This is a genomic window from Enterococcus sp. 5H, assembly GCF_028128615.1.
Lineage (GTDB): Bacteria > Bacillota > Bacilli > Lactobacillales > Enterococcaceae > Enterococcus_L.
In genome coordinates this window covers 143,784-166,597 of sequence record NZ_AMDP01000061.1, presented here as the reverse complement: position 1 = coordinate 166,597, position 22,814 = coordinate 143,784, and the positions used below count along the sequence as shown (strand labels likewise).

Annotated in this window: 25 protein-coding genes; 19 read left to right on the top strand and 6 right to left on the bottom strand. The window is 33.7% G+C overall.

The genetic code is table 11. The annotated features are described in order from the left end of the window. Positions 1-161: 161 nt before the first annotated feature. The 4 genes from C240_RS15430 to C240_RS15415 are packed head-to-tail and all read left to right on the top strand — an operon-like array spanning position 162 to position 2,677. Positions 162-476, top strand: coding sequence for a rhodanese-like domain-containing protein (locus C240_RS15430; RefSeq protein WP_271497609.1), 315 nt, complete (start codon positions 162-164; stop codon positions 474-476). Beyond that, a complete protein-coding gene (locus C240_RS15425; protein ID WP_271497607.1) occupies positions 476-2,128 on the top strand; it encodes an FAD-dependent oxidoreductase in 1,653 nt (550 codons plus the stop codon). The genes C240_RS15430 and C240_RS15425 overlap by 1 nt, the downstream gene beginning before the upstream one ends. Next, a complete protein-coding gene (locus C240_RS15420) occupies positions 2,128-2,433 on the top strand; it encodes a rhodanese-like domain-containing protein (protein WP_271497605.1) in 306 nt (101 codons plus the stop codon). The genes C240_RS15425 and C240_RS15420 overlap by 1 nt, the downstream gene beginning before the upstream one ends. Continuing rightward, positions 2,423-2,677: a metal-sensitive transcriptional regulator gene (locus C240_RS15415; protein ID WP_271497603.1), complete on the top strand. Its 255-nt coding sequence runs from the start codon at positions 2,423-2,425 to the stop codon at positions 2,675-2,677. Before C240_RS15420 ends, C240_RS15415 begins: the two co-directional genes overlap by 11 nt. Positions 2,678-2,836: 159 nt before the next feature. On the opposite strand, the gene C240_RS15410 is transcribed toward C240_RS15415, so the two are convergent. After that, positions 2,837-3,547: a Crp/Fnr family transcriptional regulator gene (locus C240_RS15410; protein WP_271497601.1), complete on the bottom strand. Its 711-nt coding sequence runs from the start codon at positions 3,545-3,547 to the stop codon at positions 2,837-2,839. Positions 3,548-3,656: 109 nt separating this feature from the next. Between C240_RS15410 and C240_RS15405 the strand changes: the two genes are divergently transcribed. The 5 genes from C240_RS15405 to C240_RS15385 are packed head-to-tail and all read left to right on the top strand — an operon-like array spanning position 3,657 to position 6,306. Beyond that, positions 3,657-4,022 carry a GntR family transcriptional regulator gene (locus C240_RS15405; protein ID WP_271497599.1) on the top strand — a complete coding sequence of 122 codons (366 nt, stop codon included), beginning with the start codon at positions 3,657-3,659 and terminating at the stop codon, positions 4,020-4,022. After that, positions 4,015-4,719, top strand: coding sequence for an ATP-binding cassette domain-containing protein (locus C240_RS15400; RefSeq protein WP_271497597.1), 705 nt, complete (start codon positions 4,015-4,017; stop codon positions 4,717-4,719). Before C240_RS15405 ends, C240_RS15400 begins: the two co-directional genes overlap by 8 nt. Next, positions 4,703-5,368 carry a hypothetical protein gene (locus C240_RS15395; protein ID WP_271497595.1) on the top strand — a complete coding sequence of 222 codons (666 nt, stop codon included), beginning with the start codon at positions 4,703-4,705 and terminating at the stop codon, positions 5,366-5,368. The genes C240_RS15400 and C240_RS15395 overlap by 17 nt, the downstream gene beginning before the upstream one ends. A gap of 10 nt (positions 5,369-5,378) precedes the next feature. Next, complete coding sequence (locus C240_RS15390) at positions 5,379-5,753, top strand: ATP-binding cassette domain-containing protein (protein WP_271497593.1); 375 nt, start codon at positions 5,379-5,381, stop codon at positions 5,751-5,753. Positions 5,754-5,775: 22 nt separating this feature from the next. Continuing rightward, the gene (locus C240_RS15385; protein WP_271497591.1) at positions 5,776-6,306 is read left to right on the top strand and encodes a hypothetical protein; all 531 of its coding nucleotides are present in this window, start codon (positions 5,776-5,778) and stop codon (positions 6,304-6,306) included. Between the two features lie 349 nt (positions 6,307-6,655). Here C240_RS15385 and C240_RS15380 read toward each other — a convergent pair whose 3' ends face one another. Continuing rightward, positions 6,656-6,976, bottom strand: coding sequence for a hypothetical protein (locus C240_RS15380; protein WP_271497590.1), 321 nt, complete (start codon positions 6,974-6,976; stop codon positions 6,656-6,658). Between the two features lie 166 nt (positions 6,977-7,142). On the opposite strand from C240_RS15380, the gene C240_RS15375 reads away from it, so the two are divergent. The 9 genes from C240_RS15375 to C240_RS15335 all read left to right on the top strand — a co-directional run bounded on the left by C240_RS15375 (position 7,143) and on the right by C240_RS15335 (position 15,765). Continuing rightward, positions 7,143-7,544, top strand: coding sequence for a DUF3224 domain-containing protein (locus tag C240_RS15375; RefSeq protein ID WP_271497588.1), 402 nt, complete (start codon positions 7,143-7,145; stop codon positions 7,542-7,544). 309 nt (positions 7,545-7,853) lie between these two features. Continuing rightward, positions 7,854-8,012 (top strand): beta-class phenol-soluble modulin, encoded by a 159-nt coding sequence (locus tag C240_RS15370; protein ID WP_271497586.1) that lies wholly within the window; start codon positions 7,854-7,856, stop codon positions 8,010-8,012. Between the two features lie 636 nt (positions 8,013-8,648). After that, positions 8,649-8,918: an ACT domain-containing protein gene (locus tag C240_RS15365; RefSeq protein ID WP_271497585.1), complete on the top strand. Its 270-nt coding sequence runs from the start codon at positions 8,649-8,651 to the stop codon at positions 8,916-8,918. 73 nt (positions 8,919-8,991) lie between these two features. After that, on the top strand, positions 8,992-10,335 hold the full coding sequence (locus C240_RS15360; protein ID WP_271497583.1) for a PFL family protein: 1,344 nt from the start codon (positions 8,992-8,994) through the stop codon (positions 10,333-10,335). A gap of 121 nt (positions 10,336-10,456) precedes the next feature. Beyond that, positions 10,457-10,843, top strand: a complete 387-nt coding sequence (locus C240_RS15355; RefSeq protein ID WP_271497580.1) for a DUF1149 family protein — start codon at positions 10,457-10,459, stop codon at positions 10,841-10,843. A 236-nt stretch (positions 10,844-11,079) separates the two neighbouring features. Continuing rightward, complete coding sequence (locus tag C240_RS15350) at positions 11,080-12,471, top strand: L-cystine transporter (protein ID WP_271497579.1); 1,392 nt, start codon at positions 11,080-11,082, stop codon at positions 12,469-12,471. A 193-nt stretch (positions 12,472-12,664) separates the two neighbouring features. Beyond that, positions 12,665-13,036 (top strand): VOC family protein, encoded by a 372-nt coding sequence (locus tag C240_RS15345; RefSeq protein WP_271497577.1) that lies wholly within the window; start codon positions 12,665-12,667, stop codon positions 13,034-13,036. Between the two features lie 213 nt (positions 13,037-13,249). Next, positions 13,250-14,209, top strand: coding sequence for an oxygen-dependent tRNA uridine(34) hydroxylase TrhO (gene trhO / locus C240_RS15340; RefSeq protein WP_271497575.1), 960 nt, complete (start codon positions 13,250-13,252; stop codon positions 14,207-14,209). 551 nt (positions 14,210-14,760) lie between these two features. Continuing rightward, on the top strand, positions 14,761-15,765 hold the full coding sequence (locus tag C240_RS15335; RefSeq protein WP_271497573.1) for a linear amide C-N hydrolase: 1,005 nt from the start codon (positions 14,761-14,763) through the stop codon (positions 15,763-15,765). Positions 15,766-15,995: 230 nt separating this feature from the next. On the opposite strand, the gene C240_RS15330 is transcribed toward C240_RS15335, so the two are convergent. From C240_RS15330 to C240_RS15315, 4 genes are all read right to left on the bottom strand, one after another. Further along, positions 15,996-16,433, bottom strand: a complete 438-nt coding sequence (locus tag C240_RS15330; protein WP_271497571.1) for a threonine/serine exporter family protein — start codon at positions 16,431-16,433, stop codon at positions 15,996-15,998. 14 nt (positions 16,434-16,447) lie between these two features. Then, entirely contained in the window at positions 16,448-17,227 is a 780-nt protein-coding gene (locus tag C240_RS15325) for a threonine/serine ThrE exporter family protein (RefSeq protein ID WP_271497569.1), read from the bottom strand. Positions 17,228-17,586: 359 nt separating this feature from the next. Then, positions 17,587-18,324, bottom strand: a complete 738-nt coding sequence (locus C240_RS15320) for an amino acid ABC transporter ATP-binding protein (RefSeq protein WP_271497567.1) — start codon at positions 18,322-18,324, stop codon at positions 17,587-17,589. A 1-nt stretch (position 18,325) separates the two neighbouring features. Continuing rightward, positions 18,326-20,488, bottom strand: a complete 2,163-nt coding sequence (locus tag C240_RS15315; RefSeq protein WP_271497565.1) for an amino acid ABC transporter substrate-binding protein/permease — start codon at positions 20,486-20,488, stop codon at positions 18,326-18,328. A gap of 317 nt (positions 20,489-20,805) precedes the next feature. Here C240_RS15315 and uvrB point away from each other — a divergent pair, with 317 nt between their 5' ends. After that, the gene (gene uvrB, locus C240_RS15310) at positions 20,806-22,800 is read left to right on the top strand and encodes an excinuclease ABC subunit UvrB (RefSeq protein ID WP_271497562.1); all 1,995 of its coding nucleotides are present in this window, start codon (positions 20,806-20,808) and stop codon (positions 22,798-22,800) included. Positions 22,801-22,814: the final 14 nt, after the last annotated feature.

The window sequence follows — 22,814 nt, the reverse complement described above, 5'->3', positions numbered from 1 at the left end:
TAAGAAATAATTCAATTTGATGAAAAAAAATCGAAAGCATCTTTTATTTTGCATGTGTCTAGATCTAAATTCATATTTTTCAAACAAACTACTTTACAAGCTAGATAAAATCATATAAGATAAATCCGTAAATACCCATAGGGGTATAAAAGGAGGATCTTATGTTTTCATTTTTTAAAGGAAATTCAATTAGTACCAAGGAGCTAGAACTAAAGTTAGGGGAGAAACCGGAAATTCTTGATGTTCGTGAAAAAACAGAGTTTGCAACTGGTCATATTCCTAGCGCTAAAAACCTGCCATTAAGCAAAATTTCATCATATAAAGTAAAAGAAAATAAATCCGTTTATGTGATTTGTCAATCAGGTATGAGAAGTAGACAAGCGGTCAAACAATTAAAAAATAGAGGAATCGATGCTGTTAATGTCAGAGGCGGAATGAGCGCTTGGCGTGGCGAAACTAGAGGAGGAAAATTATAATGCGTGTCGTGATTATCGGTGGCGTCGCTGGCGGAATGTCTGCTGCTACCAGACTTAGAAGATTGTCAGAAGATATTGAGATTATTGTTTTAGAAAAAGGACCATACGTTTCATTTGCGAATTGTGGTTTGCCATACTATGTTTCAGGAGAAATTAGTGAGCGCTCAGAGTTAATTTTACAAACACCAGAACAACTGAAAAAACGTTTTAACATCGATGTGTATCCAGAAACAGAAGCGATTAAAATTGATCGAGCAAGTAAACATGTCACAATACAGTCTCATGGAAAACAAGAGCAACTAACCTATGACAAACTAATCTTATCTCCTGGTGCTGAACCAGTAATTCCGGCGATTCCAGGTTTAGATCAAGCAACCAATGTTTATACTTTAAGAAATGTTCCAGATGTTGATAAAATTGTTGCTGCTGTGAAAAATGAACAGCCGAAAAATGCAGTTGTAATTGGTGCAGGTTTTATCGGTCTTGAAATGGCTGAGAATTTAAAACACTTAGGCATTAACGTAACAATTGTCGAAGCAGCGCCGCAGTTATTGCCGCCGTTAGATGAAGAAATGGCGGCATTTGTCGAAAAGGAATTAAAGCAAAAAGGTATTACTGTTTATACAGGAGCAGGTGCAACAAGTTTTAAAGATTCTGGAAAAACGATTGAATTAAGTTCAGGTGAAACAATTACGAGTGATTTTACAATCCTATCAATTGGGGTTAAACCAGCAAGTGATTTAGCTGTTGCTGCTGAACTTGAAACTGGATTACGCGGGGGTATTTTAGTGGATCAATCGTATCAAACAAATGATCCCGATATTTATGCAGTAGGAGACGCTATCGTAGTCAAACAGCAAATTACTGATGAAGAAGCGTTGATCTCACTTGCTTCACCAGCTAATCGCCAAGGCAGACAAGTGGCAGATGTTATTGCAGGCGTGAATCGTAAAAATCAAGGGAGTATTGGTACTGCGATTGTGCGAGTCTTTGATTTACAAGCTGCTAGTACAGGACTAAGCGAACGCCAATTGCGTAATAATGGCCTAGATTATAAAGCTGTTCATACAACTTCTAAAAACCATGCGGGGTATTTTCCGGGTAGCCAGTCAATTACAATGAAGCTATTATTTCATCCGGTGACAGGAAAGATTTATGGAGCACAAGCAATAGGTGCAGATGGAGTAGATAAACGAATTGATATTATTGCAACTGCCATCAAAGCAGATTTAACTGTATTGGATTTACCGGAGCTGGAGTTTACCTATGCACCACCGTTTGGCTCTGCTAAAGATCCAGTTAATATGATTGGTTATGCGGCTGCTAATATCATAGAAGGCTTTTCTGAAAATATTCAGTATTACGAATTAAAAGATGAGCTAGATAAAGGTGCCTTTTTACTTGATGTACGAAACCCAAATGAAATCACTGCTAATGGTCAGCTACTCCAAGCAGTAAATATTCCTCTAGACGATTTACGAGAGCGTTTGGATGAATTACCGAAAAATAAACAAATTATTGTTAGTTGTCAAAGTGGTCAACGCAGTTATTTAGCAGAACGAATTCTTAAAAATAATGGATTTTCTGTAAAAAACTTAGATGGCGCATTTCAAATTTTTAGTAATATTTATCCTCAGGAGGTAATCAAATAATGTATCAATCAATCATGATCGACGAGTTCGAGCAAAAACAAAAAAGAAGTGAGTTAGCAATTATCGATGTTAGAGAAATTGACGAATATCAGTCAGGTCATATAAAAGAAGCAAAAAATATGCCGTTAAGTTCACTTCAAGAAACTGCAGAAACATTGGATAAAAACCAATCTTACTATATTATTTGCCATTCCGGCGGACGCTCACAGATGGCAAGTGAATATTTTGCATCATTAGGGTATAATGTAACGAATGTCATGGGCGGTATGAGCGCTTGGAGAGGAGAGGTTATCCGTGGCTTGTGATCCAAAATTAGCCAATCGTTTAAAACGTTCTGAAGGACAAATTCGCGGTGTTTTAAAAATGATGGAAGATGAAAAAGACTGTCGGGAAGTTGTGACACAATTAATGGCTGTTCGCTCAAGTATAGATAAAGTCATCGGACTTGTTGTAACGGAAAATCTGAAACAATGTATGGAAGATGAAAATATCGATTTGACTGGCGAAGATATGGCTAAAGCGTTAGAAATGATTGTAAAAACAAGATAAACAAAATAGTTATAATAGGTTGAAATTAAAATGTTGAGCTCTCAAATTTAATTAGCTACTTTGTACTATCAACTCGTATTCCAGCATTTTGTTTCGTAGTTGTCTCGATTTAGAGTGTGAAGTAAAACTAATTTTTTAGTTTTACTTCACACTTTTTTTTTAATTTAGTGTAATAGGTACTTTCTTTTTTAGAAGCCATCCTGTTTTCTCCAATTCTTTTAAAGAGACAGAGACTCTAGATTGAGAAGTACGGCAGAATTTTGATAAAATTTCCTGAGTGATAAATCGCGGTAATTCTAGATGTTCTTCTATAGTCACAATACCAATATGATCGCTAAGATACTGCAAAGCTTGTTTGATTCGGTCTTTAGTTGGTAAATGAAGAAAATTAAAATAGCTATAATGACGTTGAAAAATGTCGGCAAAATTAGTCAGTAATAATTCATAGTTCTGAGGTTCTTCGTTTAAGGAAGCTAGGAGTCTGCCTTTTGGTAAAGAGATAATTGTAGCTGTCTCACTAATTACACGAATCCCATGCTCTTTTTTATTAAATGTAGAGAAACTATCCAAACCAAAAAAATCATTTTGAAAAATGAAGGAAGAAATATACTGCTGACCGTCATTAAGTATTTCAACACAAGCAACACCCTCAACAACGTAGTAAAGGTGGGATGATTTTTCATATTCATCAACAATTAAGCTGTTTTTTTCAAAGATTTTTTCGGTACATTTATTTAAAGGATCTCTATTTAAATATTCAATTAAGGCTAGATTATCTTTATATCGTTCGATTGTCGCTTCCCCCCTAATAAATAGATATAGTTTCAGAAAGTATAACATAATATATTTTTTTAATTCAATTACAGGCAATTTATATCGATGATATAAATTGTTTTTTTTATTTCGTCTAATATAGGTCATACCAGCTGAGTGTATGAGATAAGTAATACGGTATATAGCTAGGAAAGGAGGGGTGTAGTTGAAATATGACGAGAATAGACCTATTTACCAACAAATTGTTGAACAAATCGAATATTGGATCATCAGTAACCATTGGCAGCAAGATCAAAAGATTCCGTCTGTCAGACAATTAGCAGAAGAACTAGAAGTCAATCCAACGACGATTCAACGAGCCTACAGTATTTTGGAACAAGAAGGAATTTTAACCAGCCAGAGAGGAATTGGAAAATTTGTGACAAACAAAGCTACTAAAATTACCGATTTAAGGTTGCGTTTAATTGAGGCACAAGTAGAATTATTTATCACTCAATTGCAAAAACTTAGATTAACACAGCAAGAAACAGAACAAATCATTGTACAGATTGAGAGGGTTGGAAATGAATGAACTGCAAATAAACAATATTGGTAAACAGTATCAAGAAAGTATTTTTCAAAAGTTGTCATTTATCTTGAATGAAGGTCAAATTCTTGGGATTCTTGGGAAAAATGGTACAGGGAAAACCACAATCCTTGACTGTATTTCGGGACAAAAGCAACTAACTTCTGGAACTATTTGGTTTAATAATCAACCGCAAAATAGCGCAGTTTTTAAATCAAGTATTGCTTATGTTTCAACAGTAAATTATTTTGAGGCTACGGAAACGATCCAACAAATTTTAATAGAGTATACTGTTTTATTTCCCAATTTTAAAGTAGAAAAAGCGATAGAACAGCTGGAATTATGGCGTATTTATCCTAAACAAAAATGGCAAGAGCTATCGGAAGGAAGTAAAGTCAAAGTCAAAATAGCTTGTGAATTTGCAAAGGGAACCAACATTTTACTTTTGGATGAACCTTTTGCCTACTTAGACTATTCTTCCCGCTTACAAGTCAAGAAATTACTTAGAAAAGCTAGTAGTGAAAACAAAATTATTTTAATTGCTACGAATTTTATTGAAGATATGGATACCTTGTTCACGGATATCTTATTTTTGAAATCTTTCAAATATTGTGAAATTGTTAATTTAGAGAACTTACGTGAAGAAAAAGGAATGTCTTTAAAAGAAATTTATGAGGAGGAAGCTGATGATACATTTAGTTAATTTTTATCATGAAAAAAGTAAGAAGTTCTTTTTTAGTAGCCTATTGTTGATAGTAGCCAGTTACTTTGCAAGATATGTTTTCCAACTAACAATCCCTGAATCTCGGTGGGATCGGGTGCCGATTGTACTATCAGTTGTAGTTGTAACTATTTTAATATGGCGAATGAATCGGTTGGATATCCAATCAAATCATCAAACTTTAGCTAATACTGCAGTGCAGTCGACTTTTGAGAAGATTATGGCGAAATATTTATTGTCTTATCTTCAAGTGATTGTAATTATTGCAATTAATTTGGTTTTTAACTTTGCAACTATCTCTTTAGGCATCGTTGAATTATTACTGTTGTCGGTAGAAGTAGCGCTCTATTTAGTAGGGATGATTAGTTATTTGATTTTATTTAGAGGAGTGATCGATAAACTTTCGCTAGCAAATGTTTCTAAAACGGTTGTTATTATTAGTGGTTGGATAATGATTTTTCTATTGAATGGAATGACACGTCACTACTTCCCTCAAAGGTTAGCGATCGTATTACCAATCAATAATGGTAATGTTTATCCAAGTGCATTACTGTTAAACGCATGTTTATCTGCAGCTATTTTATTCACCTATCTTTGGTTGGAAAAGAATCAATCGGAGAATAATTGGTAGGAGGAGAAGAATGTATCAACTAAAAAGAGTGTCGAAAAGATTTTCAGTCGACAATCAAAAAAACTCAGTTTTACATGAAATCACAACAACGTTTAAAGCAGGAGATTTTGCTTTGATTTTAGGCGCTAGCGGAAATGGAAAGACAACGTTGCTGAACATCATTAGTAGCTTAGATACTAACTATGAGGGAGAAATTTTATATGAGGGTCAAAGCTTAAAGACTAGGAATATGGATGAATTCCATAAAAATGAAATTGGTTTTGTGTTTCAAAATTTTAATTTGCTGACCCATTTGTCTGCACTTGAAAATGTTAAAAGCGCTTATTATCTAACTAAAACCTTAAGCCCTTCTGAACGTACTGAGCGTGCAATTCAATACGAATAAATAAATGAAAGTAGGAAAAAAAATGAAAAAATTCTGGAATAATAAAATATTTAGAGTGGGCTTAATTAGTATAGTCATAATAATTATAGGAGCAGCTGGTTTTTTAGGTTATTATCGTCTATCAAGAGTCCAAGGAACCATTGAGAGTTATACAATTAATGGAAATTTAAAAGATGAGGAAAATGCTCAGCAAGCTATAATTTATACTCAAAAGCGTGATTTTAAAAATGATGTAATAAATGAGCTTAAAGAAGATCTAGTTGAAGAAAATATTTATGTACAAGTTGAACCTATTGAAGAAATTGGAGACAACAAAATTAAAGACTGGGATAAAGTGGTGATCCTATCAACCATTCAGTCAAGTAATCCTCCTGAAAAAATATTAGACTATATCAATCAACATAAAAACGATCCCAAGCTAAGTATTTATTTAACAGCAGATTCAAGCAAATGGTCGAAAGATCCTGGAGATCTAGATGTAACGACAGCTGCATCTAAATCAGAAAATATCAATGTGTTTAGTGAAAAAATCAGCAAATTTCTATTGAACTGAAAATACGAAAATTATGAGCTGATGGATTAGTGTGAGTATCTATATTTGCAATTGTATTCCAATGGTTAATTGATACTTATCATAGTTTTTAGAGAAATCTAGAAGAATATAAATTTCAAATCATATTTGCTATCTCAAAGACCAAAATTTCTATCGTTAAAAATAAAAAGCTAAAAATATAACCTGGATTATTAAAAGACTTTTGAAGTGTGGGATAAAATTAAACTCCGTTTTGCTCCACACATTACACATGAATAAACAGCAAGAGCGAAAATCACGACTTTATTTCGTTCCAAATAAGCTCTTAGTATTGCAGTTTATTTCTCAAGGCTTATCAATTTTGTATCGGTCACATGATTTCAATAGAGTAGTATCTAATTTGTTTATTTTGAAATTTTGCATATTCAATTTCTTTTATTGTGCTTTCACCGATGTATCTATTTACATCAATTACGAATATTTCATCCGATAGCTCTATTTTTTTTAAGTGTATTTTCCCCATAGATTGGATCATTTCTTTTGTTATGTCAGATTTATCACAAAATATTGGGCTTAACACAGCAAATCCTTTCTTGGTCAAGAAAATTTCAGTTTCGTTAAATTCTTTCATAAATTTTCTTGATCCACATAATGTAACTATTTTTATATTTTTCATAGTATTTTTAGCCACGACTCCTTCTTTTTTAATAAGTTTACCATATTTCATGTTTTTATATTGAGGACAGTTGTGGTGTTCAGATTAATTGAATATCTAAATTGTTTTACTTAATTTGACAATTCTGTCTTGCAAAAAGAACATACGTTTGCTAATATGTTAAATATAAGGAGGTAAATGCATGAGTACACTTTTTAACGTGATAAAATGGGATGAGCAGTCTGCAGATGATGCACAAAAGAATTTTCCAGTTAATCGTGTTCAAGCTGAATACCAGATTGACGGGGATTTACAGGGAACAGCCAGAGTTGAGTATTTGCTATACTATTTGGAAAGTAATATGGAAGACGGTCATCTAGCTACTGCTAGAATTGTCGGATTTCTTCATTTTGAAGGCCAATATAAAGGGAAAACAGGAACCTTTACAGCGGCTGAAAAAGGTATTTTTGATAAAGGTGCTTTAGATTCTCCAGGAATGATTATTAATAGTAGTGGAGAACTTGAAGGTCTTGAAGGCTCCTACCAATATGATTTTATTGATGAAACAAGCAAATTGATCTTAGATCTTAAGATTGCGGAATAATGCCCTTAATATGATTTTAAGAGGTTCCCAAGAATGTTATTCATGATATAGCCTCGAAATGTGAAGAGTGATAGTCAGCATGTTATTAAATGCTTTTAACTATCACTCTTTTTTATATGTCTGATTAATATTTTAAATAACAATTATAAGGTGAAAACATTAACGCCGATTATGATAGTTATATTTTTAGTTGATTTTCGATTTATCAGAAAAAAATAACTATTAAATCAGATAAATATCAAAAAAGTATTGATCCTTTTAGTAATGTTTGTTATACTTTGTGTATGTTCAAGGAAGGGAGAGAATAAAATGGGTGCATTATTTGAAGCAATCAGAAATGTTGTTGAAAGTGGTATCATGGGTAACTGCTTAGAATTAGGTCTTAGTATCGTTGATGTTGTAGCAGCAGCAGTTCAATTACCAGTTAATTTGGTAGCAACTATCTTAAGAATTTTGGGCTATATCTAAAGATTAGCTAATTCGATATTTTTGTTATATGAATACCATTCCTTAAGACTAAAATCAGCTTTCATTACAGCTGGTTTTAGTTTTTTTTTATAAATTAAAGGATTAAAAAGAGATGCATCGAAATAAAATAACTGTTTTATGATTCGTTGTACAACAGGATTGGCTTTTAAAATCAATTGGATTAAATTCAGGAAATCTCTTTTATAAGTGCATATGTTTTGTTATTAATGAAAATTGATAACTTTGTGCAGATATATTAGTTGAAACAATCAAAAAGGGTGTTGAAATTGGAATTAGAGGTGGATTTCTTAACTTAGAATTGTATAATTTAGCTGATTCAATTATTTAAGAAGTATAGGAATTATTTGAAGATTAGCCAATTTGCTATTTTTTGAAAAATAAGACTAGTATTAGCGTTGAAAAAAAGTTGATACTAGCTTTTTGCGTATATTTAATATAAGAACTAAGAATCAATCAGAGGAGGAATAACAAATGTTTAGCCTAAATAGATAAGAAAAAACTGACAATTAAAGAAACACGAACAATATCAAAGACAGCTTTAGTTATGTTCTGTAAATTTGTTACCATTTGAACGAACTGTGATATAATAAAAAAAACTATTTAGGAGGAAGTTATATGCGCGCAGTGTTAACTGTAATTGGAAAAGATAAAGTCGGGATTATCGCGGGAGTGAGCCAAAAATTAGCAGCATTAAATATTAACATTCTTGATGTTTCTCAAACGATTATGGATAGTTATTTTACCATGATGATGGTACTTGAAATTAGTAAAGAAAAGAATAATTTAGAAGAAATTCGTTCTGAATTAAATGAATTAGGTGAATCATTAGGCGTTAAAATTAGTATTCAGAATGAAGAAATTTTCAATGTCATGCATAAATTATAAAAAATGATTATTGTGAAGGTAGTAGATCTCTAAAATAGAAGAAAAGTATTGTAAAAGCAGGGAGCGGATCAGTTTGGAGACAAATCAAATTTTAGAAACAATTCGGATGATTGAAGAAGAAAATCTTGATATCAGAACGATCACAATGGGAATTTCCTTACTAGACTGTATTGATAGTGACAGTGATCGAGCATGTGAAAAGATATATGAAAAGATTACTCGTTTAGCCAAGAACTTAGTCAAGGTTGGGACTGAGATCGAATCTGAATATGGGATTCCTATCATTAATAAACGAATTTCTGTAACACCTATCGGGATTATTGCTGCAGCAAGTCCAGATAAAGATTATGTGAAATATGCTAAAGCTTTGGACAGAGCAGCACAAACAGTAGGAGTTAATTTTATTGGAGGTTTTAGTGCATTGGTCGAAAAAGGTTACCAGCACGGTGATGATATTCTAATTAATTCAATTCCTCAAGCGTTAGCTGAAACAGAGTTTGTGTGTTCTTCAGTCAATATCGGTTCGACACGTGCTGGAATAAACATGGACGCTGTCCGTCATATGGGTTATGTGATTAAAGAAACAGCAGAAAAATCCGATATGGGCTGTGCAAAACTAGTAGTATTTGCAAATGCAGTTGAAGATAATCCGTTTATGGCTGGAGCTTTTCATGGAGTTGGAGAATCTGATTGTGTCATAAATGTTGGTGTAAGTGGTCCGGGTGTAGTAAAGCGTGCTCTGGAAAAAGTTAAAGGAGAACCATTTGATGTAGTTGCGGAAGTTGTAAAGCAGACAGCATTTAAAATCACTCGAATGGGCCAATTAGTTGGAAAAATTGCTTCTGAAAGATTGAATGTTCCTTTTGGAATTGTCGATTTATCTTTAGCACCAACGCCTGCAGTTGGGGATAGTGTAGCCTACATTTTAGAGGAAATGGGCTTGGAAAGTGTGGGAACGCACGGAACAACTGCTGCTTTAGCGTTACTAAATGATGCCGTGAAAAAAGGTGGTGTTATGGCTTGTAACCATGTTGGCGGATTATCAGGAGCATTTATTCCCGTTTCAGAAGATGCCGGAATGATTGATGCCGTTAATAATGGAGCGCTAAATCTTGAAAAATTAGAAGCGATGACAGCTATTTGTTCAGTCGGTTTAGATATGATTGCAATTCCAGGTGAAACATCCGCCGAAACTATTTCTGCAATGATTGCAGACGAAGCAGCAATTGGTGTGATTAACCACAAAACAACTGCGGTACGGATTATACCAGCTAAAGGAACAAAAGTTGGTGATATGGTAGAATTTGGCGGTCTTTTAGGGACAGCACCGGTGATGAAAGTTAACGACTATGCTTCGACTGACTTCATTTTGCGAGGTGGGAGGATTCCTGCACCAATCCACTCGTTTAAAAATTAGATTAAAAAGCTTTTCTTATTGTATTCGTTAAAAAAAGAAATATGCTATAATATTAAAAAGAACAGCTATTGCTAGTTACTTGGGAATTAAGTTTTTTAACCTAAAAAGGAGTGTTATAAAAATGGAATTAAAACGTCAACAAGAAGTCGTAGAGGCTTTTCATTACGATATGCGTACACCAGATATGGAAGAGGTGGAAACAGACCTTCGAGTTGGTTTTTCACCAATTCAATCAAATGATGAAAACTATCCAAAAGAAAATTCAATCATTGCAGCTCGTTTAGAGTTTCGTTTGGTTTTTGAAGAATATGTATTGACTGGATCTGTTAGCCAAATTAATCATATTATTAATCACAAGATTGAAAAGCAAGAAGATATCAGCCAAGAAGAAGTCGATGAACTAGTTAAACCATTGTTTAATATTGTTCAACGTATGGCTTATGAAGTTACAGAAATTGCATTGGATAAACCTGGTATTCAGTTGAACTTTCAATCTACTGAAGCTTAAAGCAAAAGTTCTAAGTTAAATCAAAAAGCTTGTGATAGTTTTCAGCTATCACAGGCTTTTCTTTTTATCATGAGTCAAACAAATAAATAGCTCTTCACTGTTTAAATCAGTTACAATAGGTCTATCACTGAAAATAGTTTTAGCTATTTTTAGGGGAATGATTGAAGAATGATTCCCGGGAACCTTTACTTCCTTTGATGTACTTGTCATTTAAATAGAATATAGGAGGGAAAAAAATGACAACACTCATCACTGTATTAGTGGTCCTTGCCTTTGTCGCTGTGTTATACGTCTTTTACCGTATGCAGAAAAAACACTTGAAATTCTCAACACGTGTTTTTGCAGCTTTAGGTGTGGGTATTGTATTAGGCGCAATTATTCAATTTGCATTTGGTACCCAAGATGAAGTTACAACACAAGCAATGGAATGGATCGGTATTGTAGGTAATGGTTATGTAGCGTTTTTACAAATGCTCGTAATCCCCTTAGTATTTGTTTCGATCGTCGCAGCATTTACTAAAATGAAAGAAACCAAACAACTCGGAAAAATCAGCTTTAGCGTACTAGCAACATTATTAGGTACAACAGCGATTGCTGCGTTGATTGGAATTGGCACAACCATGTTATTTGGATTACAAGGTGCAAAATTTACTGAAGGAACAGCGGAAACAGCAAGAATTGCAGAACTTGCGACTAGACAGGAAACCGTTGAAAATCTATCTATTCCTCAACAAATTGTTGCTTTTATTCCAAAAAATGTTTTTGCTGATTTCGCAGGAACTCGTGCAACAAGCACAATTGGTGTGGTAATTTTTGCCGCATTTGTTGGGATTGCATATTTAGGTGTGAAGAGAAAAGCACCAAAAGAAGGCGAGTTTTTTGCTAATCTGATTGATAGCTTATACAAAATCACAATGCGTATTGTAACATTGGTCTTGCGTTTAACCCCTTATGGCGTTTTAGCGTTGATGACAAATGTTGTTGCGACAAGTGATTTTGATGCGATTCTTAATTTAGGGAAATTCGTATTAGCTTCGTATACAGCTTTGATTCTAGTTTTCTTAGTCCATCTTATTATTTTAATGGCAGTTAAAGTAAATCCTGTGAATTATTTGAAAAAATCATTTCCAGTTTTAAGCTTTGCTTTTACTTCTAGATCAAGTGCAGGAGCTTTACCTTTAAATATTGAAACACAAACAAAAGCTTTAGGCGTAGATGATGCCACAGCAAATTTTGCAGCAAGTTTTGGTTTATCAATTGGCCAAAATGGCTGTGCAGGGGTTTATCCTGCAATGTTGGCAACGATTGTAGCGCCATCAGTTGGAATTAATGTTTTCAGTTTAGAATTCATTTTGATGTTAGTTGCGATTGTGACGATCAGCTCATTTGGTGTTGCTGGTGTCGGCGGCGGTGCAACTTTTGCTTCACTGATCGTTTTAGGTGCGATGAACTTACCTGTTGCGATTGTTGGTTTGGTTATTTCAGTGGAACCATTAATTGATATGGCTAGAACAGCAGTTAACGTAAGTGATAGTATGCTTGCAGGAATCGTAACAAGCGCTCGTATCAATGAATTAGATCGTGATGTATTAAATGATAGTAATCTCGTTATTGAAGAAAATGCTTAATGAGTGATTCACTTCTCTTCCCCAAGAGAATTATAATAAAAAGTAAGGTGAGATCAGAAGTGGTCTTTCCTTGCTTTTCTTTTTGTCTTTTTACAGATAGTTTTTAAAGCAAAAGTATTTTTTTTATAGAAGTTATAGGCTATGATAGAACAGTAGATAGACAACTAAAAGTTAGAGAAAGAAGTGTGGGTAAATGTTTATAAATCAAATTAAAATTATGCTTTACGTTACAAACGTTGAAGAATCGAGTCAGTTTTGGCAAAAGATTGGCTTTATTGAGAAGCAAAGAGATGCAGTAGACGGAACACTAGTAGTTGAAATTGCTCCGAATGAGGATGCGGATACCCAAATTGTTTTATACGATTTAGAATTTATTCAACAGCATTCACCGGAAGTGGCAGGTAATACTCCGTCATTGATGTTTTTCACTGATGATGTTATGAAACTTTATCAAACAATGAAAGATGCTGGTGTAGGTGTAGGTGAATTAGTACAATTACCAACAGGCTTAGTCTTCAATTTTGCTGATAATGATGAAAACTATTTTGCCGTTTCAGGTCAATAGTCAAGTATGGATCGATTGAGTTTTTCTTAGGAAGAGCTTGATCGATTTTTTATTAAAAAAAGTTGAAAGAATGCTATGCTTATGCTCAGCATTCCACAAGCAAATAGTTCGCTTTTCTCATTTAATTTTTTATATACTTTAAACGTATGATTAGAAATTAAAGCTTGTTTGATTTTTTATAACTACAGTCTAAAGAAAAGGGAGAAAGATAAAATGGACTATCGCGTATTACTTTATTATAAATATACAACGATTGAAAACCCAGAAGAATTTGCAAAGGATCACTTAGCTTTTTGTAATTCTCTAAATTTAAAAGGCAGAATTTTAGTTGCAACTGAGGGAATTAATGGAACACTATCGGGAACAATTGAAGATACGAATAAATATATGGAAGCAATGTTAGCTGACGAACGTTTTAAAGATACTTACTTCAAAATTGATGAAGTTGAAGAAAATGCTTTCCATAAAATGTTTGTTCGCCCAAGAAAAGAATTAGTTTCATTGAATTTAGAAGAAGATGTTAATCCGCTTGAAACAACAGGGAAATATTTAGAACCGACAGAATTTAAAGAAGCATTACTTGATGAAGATACCGTTGTAATAGATGCTAGAAATGATTATGAATACGATCTAGGTCATTTTAGAGGCGCTGTTCGTCCTGATATCCGCAATTTTAGAGAATTGCCACAATGGATCAGAGAGAACAAAGAGCAATTTATGGATAAAAAAGTAGTAACTTATTGTACAGGCGGCATTCGCTGCGAGAAATTTTCTGGCTGGCTAATCAAAGAAGGTTTCGAAGATGTGGCCCAATTACATGGTGGAATTGCAGTCTATGGTAAAGACCCGGAAGTTCGAGGTGAGCTATGGGATGGTAAGATGTATGTATTTGATGAACGTCTAAGTGTTGAAATCAATCATGTAGATAAAAAAGTGATTGGTAAAGATTGGTTTGACGGTACGCCTTGTGAACGTTATGTAAATTGCTCAAACCCATTCTGTAATCGACAAATATTAACTTCAGAAGAAAATGAAGCGAAACATCTTGGCGGTTGCTCAGAAGAATGCCGTAAACACCCAGCGAATCGCTATGTTATTAAAAATAAATTAAGCAAACAAGATGTACTAGAACGTTTAGCTGCCTTAGGTGAAACACTTTCCCAAGCGCAGTAAATAGATAAATGAAATACTAAGATTAAAGAGAAAACTTGCCCTTTGGTGAGCCTACTCTCTAATTTTAGTATTTTTTTCGGGTTATATTTCAGATAGTTAGATAGTACTGTCATCAAAAGAAACAATTTTTTTATTACCAAAGATACATGGATTTTCTATAATGAAATGTTTTGGTAGAGAAGCATTAAGTCGTTAGATTGTAAGTCTAAATTAGGCTAGTGACTAAAAGTAAGTATCTTGTTTTTAATAGATAGTGAGTGATATTCATAAAAATGTCGCATGTTCAGACATAAAAACAAATTTATAAAACTTTTCCCTATGTATAATAAGTGTATACAAGTAAGGACTAAAAAAATATTTATTAAAAAGGAGCGGGATGGTTATTTGAAAAATGATGATGTTGAAAAAATTTCTATTGAGGCAAACGAAGTATAGTTCAGAAACAAAAATTTTAACAAACGGAAATCACCATAAATAGTTATCTGCTAGAAAACAGGAAATGCAGTGAAATTATTATATTGGTAAAATAAAAATAATATGAGGTGTTTAGAATGTGTACAAGTATAAAAATTAAAGCAACAAGTGGCGAACTATTTTGGGGAAGAACAATGGATTTAGATATCCCGTTATTTGCGGATAAATCTGGTTTTTATTTACCCTGTGTCATTACGTCAATCCCTGCCAATGTAGAAATTGAAAGTCAGTTAAATTCTTGGAAAAGTAAATATTCTGTAGTTGGCGTTGGGATCAAAGAGTCTCCTGTCTTATTCGACGGGATTAACGAACATGGTTTAGCTGGAGACACTCAAGTTCTTACTGAATGCGGATGGGCAGAAAAAGCAGCGATTGATGCAGCAGGGAAAACACCGTTTATTGCTGAAGAATTCGTTACGTTTATTTTGACTAACTTTAAGACAGTTTCTGAAATCAGAGAACAAGTAGAGAACTTTATGCTATTAAATCAAAGCTACAAATATGGTGGTACTGAATTTCATTTCCCACTACATTTTTCTTTCATTGATGAATCAGGTGATGCAATTGTTTTAGAAACAACAGAAGACGGTAAGTTTGTTAGTTTTGAGCATATGAATGTTATGACGAACAGTCCTAGATATGACTATCACCAAGTCAATATTAGAAATTACATTGGAATGCAAAATGTAAATATTTCTGATAGCAGAACTTTGCCAAATGGAATTGAAATTGATCCAATTGAAGGCGGAACTGGATATGGAATGTTTGGAATTCCTGGCGATTATACATCACCTTCTCGTTTTGTTAGAGCATTTTGTCTATCAAATGCTTTAGAACCATTCGAAAAAGAAGAAGGAATAAATGAATTATACTCCGCTTTTAGAACAGTTTTCATACCTAAAGGATTAGAGCGAAATGAAAAAAATACAAATGTGTCTGATTATACAAGATACTGGTCTGGCTATGATATTAGCAAACGCCAAGTTTTCGTACAAACTGGCAAAGGTCTAGCGATTACAACGAAAACCTTAGAAAATAATTTGGATAGCATTTCTTATGAAGAAATTCAATTAGCTCTTTAAAAACAACTAAATTAATAGAAGTTAAAAGTCGTTTAGGTTTGAACAATTAAACTAGAACCCCCACAATGCGCTTTATGCATTGTGGGGGTTCTAGTTTATATTCAGAACTATTAAGTAAACCTGGATTTCTATAAACTAATTTTAGATATTTGTTCTATTTATTAGAAAGTGAAACAGCTATTAATAATTCTTATTTAAGTGACAGCCAAATTTTGATCCTAATTGTAGAATCAGATTTTTTTGACCATTTTTTTTAAATTAAGCAATACAGATGAAAATACTTCATTTATAAAGAAACCAATAGCAATCGAAAAACCAACTAGAATAGCTTGGGTTCCGAAATTGGCAGCCTGACTGTAGTCATTGGTTGCTAAAGAATTAAATGCTTTGAACAATAAGCTACCTGGGACAATCGGCATAATACCAGAGACAGTAAATACTAAACTTGGAGTTTTGGTTAGTTGCTCAAAAAATTGACTGCAAATTGACAAAATAATACAAGCAATTAAAGATGAAATAGTAGCGTTATTATGCAGGACGAGATAATCGTACGATAGGCCTGAAATTACTCCTGAAATCCCGCAAAGAAAAAAGTATTTTTTCTGGACATTGTTTAAAATAGACGTGCTACCACTAACTAAAAAACTAAAAACGATTCTTGTAATCATGTTAACACCCCTTGTTAAAAATTAGATAAAATAAAAGCAACTGGTAGTCCCAGCATTAATGCAGTATTCAATGCTTCAGATGCAAGTGCCAGTCCAGAAAGATAATCTCCGCCAATACTGTTTCTAATAGCATTTACTAAAGTAGCACCAGGTAAAAGCGGCATCATACAACTGAGAATCAAAGAAAAAGAATCCTCAGCAATATTATTTTTAGCCAAAAGCACAGCTAATACAGAAACGATAGTTGAATACAAAAAAACAGAAAAAATCTTAATGTTTATATATTTTTCTAAAAGGATGTAACAAAAATAACCTATTACTCCTAGAAGAAAGGCCAAAATAGCAGAAAAAGAAAATTTATTAATTAAAATAAACATAGAACCGCAAATTATACCAGCTCCCAAGACTTGAATCGGTATTGAAAATGCATAATTAAGTTTGTCTATTTTCTTAAGTTCTTTATAAAGTTGTTCAAGCGTAATGTCTTTAGTTAAATAGTTATCTATATTTATTTTGATATGTCCCATCTTTTCAAAATTATATGAATAACTCCGTATACTTAACATTTTAACATCATTCGTTTTCTGATTAATTAACATAAGGTTCATCGGTGTAATATAAAAAGAAAAAAAATCGATTTTCATAAATACAATCATTTGTGCTAGGTTTGTTCGAATACTTGACACATCATAGTTACTCTCCAACATAAGTTTACCGTATAAAATAAGTACACGTATTTTCAAATCTGTAGTATTATCGTCGCTGATAGAGCTATTATTTGTTAAGTCAGGCATAATATGTCCTCCTAAATTAAGAGCTAAAGGTCAGTAATTGACAGTTGCTTTTCTTTAGGAAAATTATACTATAATTTACTATATAAATATAATTTTCACCATTATTTCATTTTTTTAAATTATGTTACTTTGTGGAAGTTATAAGATTACTGAATTTCTTGAATGAAAGCCGCTGTTATTGAAAAAATAGGTTATGAACATAAAAATCTATTTTTGAGGAACGACTAGTATAATATTAAGTGGTTCTATAAAAAATTATTATTAGCCATTGCAGAAAATAAAAAGAGCAGCAGACTAAATCTTGCCACTCAAAAACAATAGTTTAAGCGGAAAATTAGTCAGCTACTCTTTTGACGTAATTAGATATTTAGAACTTTATCCAAGAAATCTTTTGTACGTTCATTTTGCGGATTCTGGAAAATTTGTTCAGGCGTACCGTCTTCTAAGAAATTCCCGCCATCGATAAACATTACGCGATTGGCAACTTCTTTAGCAAAACCCATTTCATGCGTTACGATGACCATGGTCATTCCTTGTTTAGCTAGTTTTTTCATAACATTTAAAACATCGCCGACCATTTCAGGATCAAGGGCAGAAGTTGGCTCGTCGAATAACATAATATCTGGATTCATCGCTAAGGCTCTGGCGATTGCGACACGTTGTTTTTGACCACCGGATAATGATTCAGGGTAGCTGTCTTTTTTATCAGCTAAACCAACAGTATCTAAAAGCTTGATTGCTTTTTCCTCAGCATCTTTCTTAGAAAGGCGTCCTAGATCAGTTGGTGCTAGAGTAATATTTTCCATAATTGATAAATGTGGAAATAAGTTAAAATGTTGGAACACCATACCGATGTGTTGACGAACCTTATTAATATTGGTGTTTTTATCTGTTAAATTGGCACCGTCGATAATAATATCACCGCTAGTCGCTTCTTCAAGTTGATTTAAGCAGCGAAGAAAAGTACTCTTACCTGAACCGGAAGGCCCAATAACACAGACAACATCACCTTCTTGAATGGATACATTAATATCATTTAAAACGGTATTATCACCATATTTTTTTACTAAGTGTTCTACTAGAATTTTTTCAGCCATATTATTTCACCCTCTTTTCCAAGACTTTAGCTAATTTTGTTAAGGCTGTGATTAAGATTAAATACATCATTGCAATGACAAAATAGACCATCGTGCTTTGCAAGTTTCTAGCTACAATAATTTTTCCTGTTTGGAGTAATTCGATTAACCCAATTGCTGAAAGAATTGTTGTATCTTTCAAAGAGATAACGAATTGGTTAACAAAAGATGGGATCATGATTTTGATTGCTTGTGGTAAAATGATTTTTTGCATCGTACGATTATAAGAAAGTCCTAAACTGCGAGAGGCTTCCATTTGACCAACCGGCACAGCATTAATACCACCACGGACAATTTCAGAAATATACGCACTAGCATTTAAAGTTAAAGTAATAATTCCAGCAAGAAATACTGGAATGTTAAAGCCTAGAACACCAGGTAAACCAAAGTAGATAAAGAATGCTAATACCATCAATGGAATTCCACGGATAATATCTACATAAATTGTTGAAATTACACGTAGCGTTTTAGACGGAGAGGCACTAAATAGTCCGAAAATAACACCGACGATTAGCGCTAAAATAAATGAAATCAAGGTTAATTGGATAGTCATCCATAAACCGCTCAATAAACGTTTCCAGTTATTTTGGATCATACCAAGCAAGGTTGATTCATCTACTTTATTTTCTGTTGAAGAACCATCTTTAATGTATTTACCAATAATTTCGTCATACTCACCAGTTCGTTTTAACTCTGCTAAACCTTCATTAAACATTTCAATTAACTCAGGATTTTTACCCTTTTTAACAGCGAAACCGTATTTTCCGCCTTCTTCACGAGGAATTGGTGTTTCTAAAGGTTGGTTTTGGGCGATTCCATAACCGATAACTGGATAGTCATCCATCATAGCATCAATTTCACCAATTTCAAGAGCACTATATAGAGCATCTGTTGTGTCTAAATATTTGATCGAATAGCCGTATTTAGCTTTATTAGCTTCTAGGAAATCAGCACTTTCAGTTCCGATTTTTGCGCCAACTTTTTTGCCGTCTAAATCTTCATAAGATTTAATACTATCATTGCCTTTTTTGACCGCAATTTGGATACCACTGTTGAAATATGGTGTTGAGAAGTCGAATGATTTTTCCCGTTCATCGGTGATAGTCATTCCGGCAATCATAGCATCAGCTTGACCAGATTCAACAGCTTGAACAGCAGAACTAAAACCAATAAATTTAAATTCAATATTAAAATTTTGTAATTCAGCAATTCGTTTCACTAAATCTACGTCGATACCAACATACTCACCATCAGAATTTTGGAATTCAAAAGGTGCAAAAGTTGAATCACTAGCGATTACGTAAGTATCTTTTAGCGGTTGAATTTGTTTCATGTCGCTGCTAGTTTCTTGTTCATCTTCAGTTCCAGTTGAAATATATTTACTTACAATTTCATCATACTTTCCAGAAGATTTTAATTCTTTTAGTCCAGCATTGAATTTTTCTAGTAATTCTTTATTTTGTCCTTTTTTAACAGCAAAACCGTAAGAACTCCCAGTTTCCTTTTCACCAACTAATTGAAGTTTTTGTCCATTCGTGATTGCATAGCCAAGAACGGGATAATCATCAAAAATAGCATCTGTTTCGCCATTATCTAACGCTTGATATAGACCAGTTGCATCATCAAAGTTTTTGATTGTGTAGCCATATTTCTCTTGATTTTTCTCTAAGAATGTTGCACTTTCAGTTCCGACTTTAGCAGCAACTGTTTTACCTTTTAAGTCTTCATAATTTTTAATGTCAGTATTGCCTTTTTTGACCGCCATTTGTAAACCACTGTCGAAATAAGGTTCGGAGAAGTCAAATGATTTTTTACGTTCATCTGTAATACTCATACCAGCAATCATTCCATCGACTTGACTGGATTGTACCGCTTGGATGGCACTGTCAAAGCCTAGTGGTTTTAGATCAACTTTGAATTCTTGATCTTCAGCAATTGCATTCAGTAAATCAATATCAATACCAACATACTCTCCCTTAGAATCTTGAAATTCAAACGGGGCAAAAGTCAAATCTGTACCTATAGTATATGTTTTTTCCTCAGCCTGAGCAGAATGCCCAAGAGTAAATGTCAGTAGACTTGCTATCATTACCATGAATGAAAGTAAAAAGTGTTTCCTTTTCATAAAATACCTCCTATTTTGCATATTGGATAATTATATAGTAAAAAAAGACTAAAACACAAGTCATTAACAAGGATAAAGTTAAAAAAACTCCATTTCCTTACATTACATGTTATAAAATGTGACGTACCTAAGGTGAATAGTTTACCTTCTTAACAAACAAATTGAAAAATTAAATTAATGTAAAATCGACAAAATTGCGTATACGTAATCCATTCTAAAACTAGCGAAAATATGTTCGGTATGTTAAAATAATTTATATGATTTTCTGTTAATTTATACGGATGAATAGAAGTAATAATTAAAGAGGAGGATGTTAAATGATAGAAAGAGAAACCTCCAATACATTTGACTTAGTTTCAAAATATAAGCCAGATGGGGATCAGCCTGAAGCGATTAAAAAGTTGACTGAAGGTGTAGAAGGCGGAGAGAAGTCCCAGATTCTATTAGGGGCAACAGGAACGGGTAAAACCTTTACGATTTCGAATGTAATCACAGAAGTTAATAAACCTACATTGGTCATTGCCCACAATAAAACACTAGCTGGACAGCTTTATGGAGAGTTTAAAGAATTCTTCCCTAATAATGCAGTCGAGTATTTTGTTAGTTATTATGATTACTACCAGCCAGAAGCTTATGTTCCATCAAGTGATACATATATAGAAAAAGATGCCAGCATTAACGACGAAATTGATAAACTTAGACACTCAGCAACTAGTTCTTTACTAGAAAGAAATGATGTTATTGTTGTCGCTTCGGTTTCTTGTATCTTTGGTTTAGGAGATCCTAAAAAATATAGTGAGCAAGTTGTTTCGATCCGTGTTGGCATGGAAATGGACCGCAGTCAACTGTTAAAAAGTTTAGTTGATATCCAATTTGAACGAAACGATATTGATTTTCAACGTGGCCGTTTTCGGGTTCGTGGAGATGTTGTGGAAATTTTCCCAGCTTCTCGTGATGAACATGCGCTTAGAGTTGAATTTTTTGGTGATGAAGTGGAGCGGATTAGAGAAGTTGATGCCTTAACGGGTGAAGTAATTGGTGAAACAGAGCACGTAGCCATTTTCCCAGCAACTCACTTTGTTACGGATGAAGATCATATGGAACAATCAATTGCTCAGATTCAAGAAGAGTTAGATGCCCGCTTAAAAGTCTTACGTAGTGAAAATAAACTATTAGAAGCGCAACGTTTAGAACAGCGAACAAACTATGATATTGAAATGATGCGGGAAATGGGGTATACCTCAGGAATTGAAAATTATTCTCGTCATATGGACGGCCGTTCAGAAGGTGAGCCGCCATATACATTGCTTGATTTCTTCCCGGATGACTTTTTACTAGTAATAGATGAATCCCATGTAACAATGCCGCAAATTCGCGGAATGTACAATGGGGACCGAGCAAGAAAGCAAATGTTGGTTGATTATGGCTTCCGTTTACCAAGTGCTTTAGATAATCGTCCCCTTCGTTTGGAAGAGTTTGAAGAACATGTACATCAAATTGTTTATGTTTCGGCGACACCTGGTCCGTATGAATATGAACAGACTGATACCGTGATTCAGCAAATCATTCGTCCAACTGGGCTTCTAGATCCATTGATCGAAGTTCGTCCAATTATGGGACAAATTGATGATTTAGTTGGAGAAATTCATGAACGAGTGGAAAAAAATCAACGGGTTTTTGTTACAACGCTAACGAAAAAAATGTCCGAGGATTTAACCGACTACTTCAAAGAACTAGGGATCAAAGTTAAGTATCTGCATAGTGATATTAAGACTCTGGAACGTACTGAAATTATTCGCGATTTACGTTTAGGTGAATTTGATGTGTTGGTTGGGATTAACTTATTAAGAGAAGGTCTGGATGTTCCAGAAGTTTCTTTGATAGCAATTCTAGATGCGGATAAAGAAGGCTTCTTAAGAAGTGAGCGCTCACTTGTTCAAACAATTGGACGTGCCGCCCGAAATGCTGATGGACGAGTGATTATGTATGCTGATAAAATTACGGATTCAATGCAAAAAGCGATGGATGAAACTGCTCGTCGTCGTTCGATTCAAGAACAATATAATGAAGAACATGGTATTACACCAAAAACAATCATCAAAGAAATTCGAGAATTGATTTCAATTTCTAAAACAAAAGAAAAAGGTGAACCGTTTAAAATTGATAAATCTTATCATGAATTAACTCGCCAAGAAAAAGCTGAATTATTAACCAAACTAGAAACAGAAATGAAAGATGCTGCCAAAGCATTAGATTTTGAAACAGCAGCAACCTTACGAGATACAATTTTAGAATTAAAAGCAGCAGATTAAGAAAAATTCGCTAA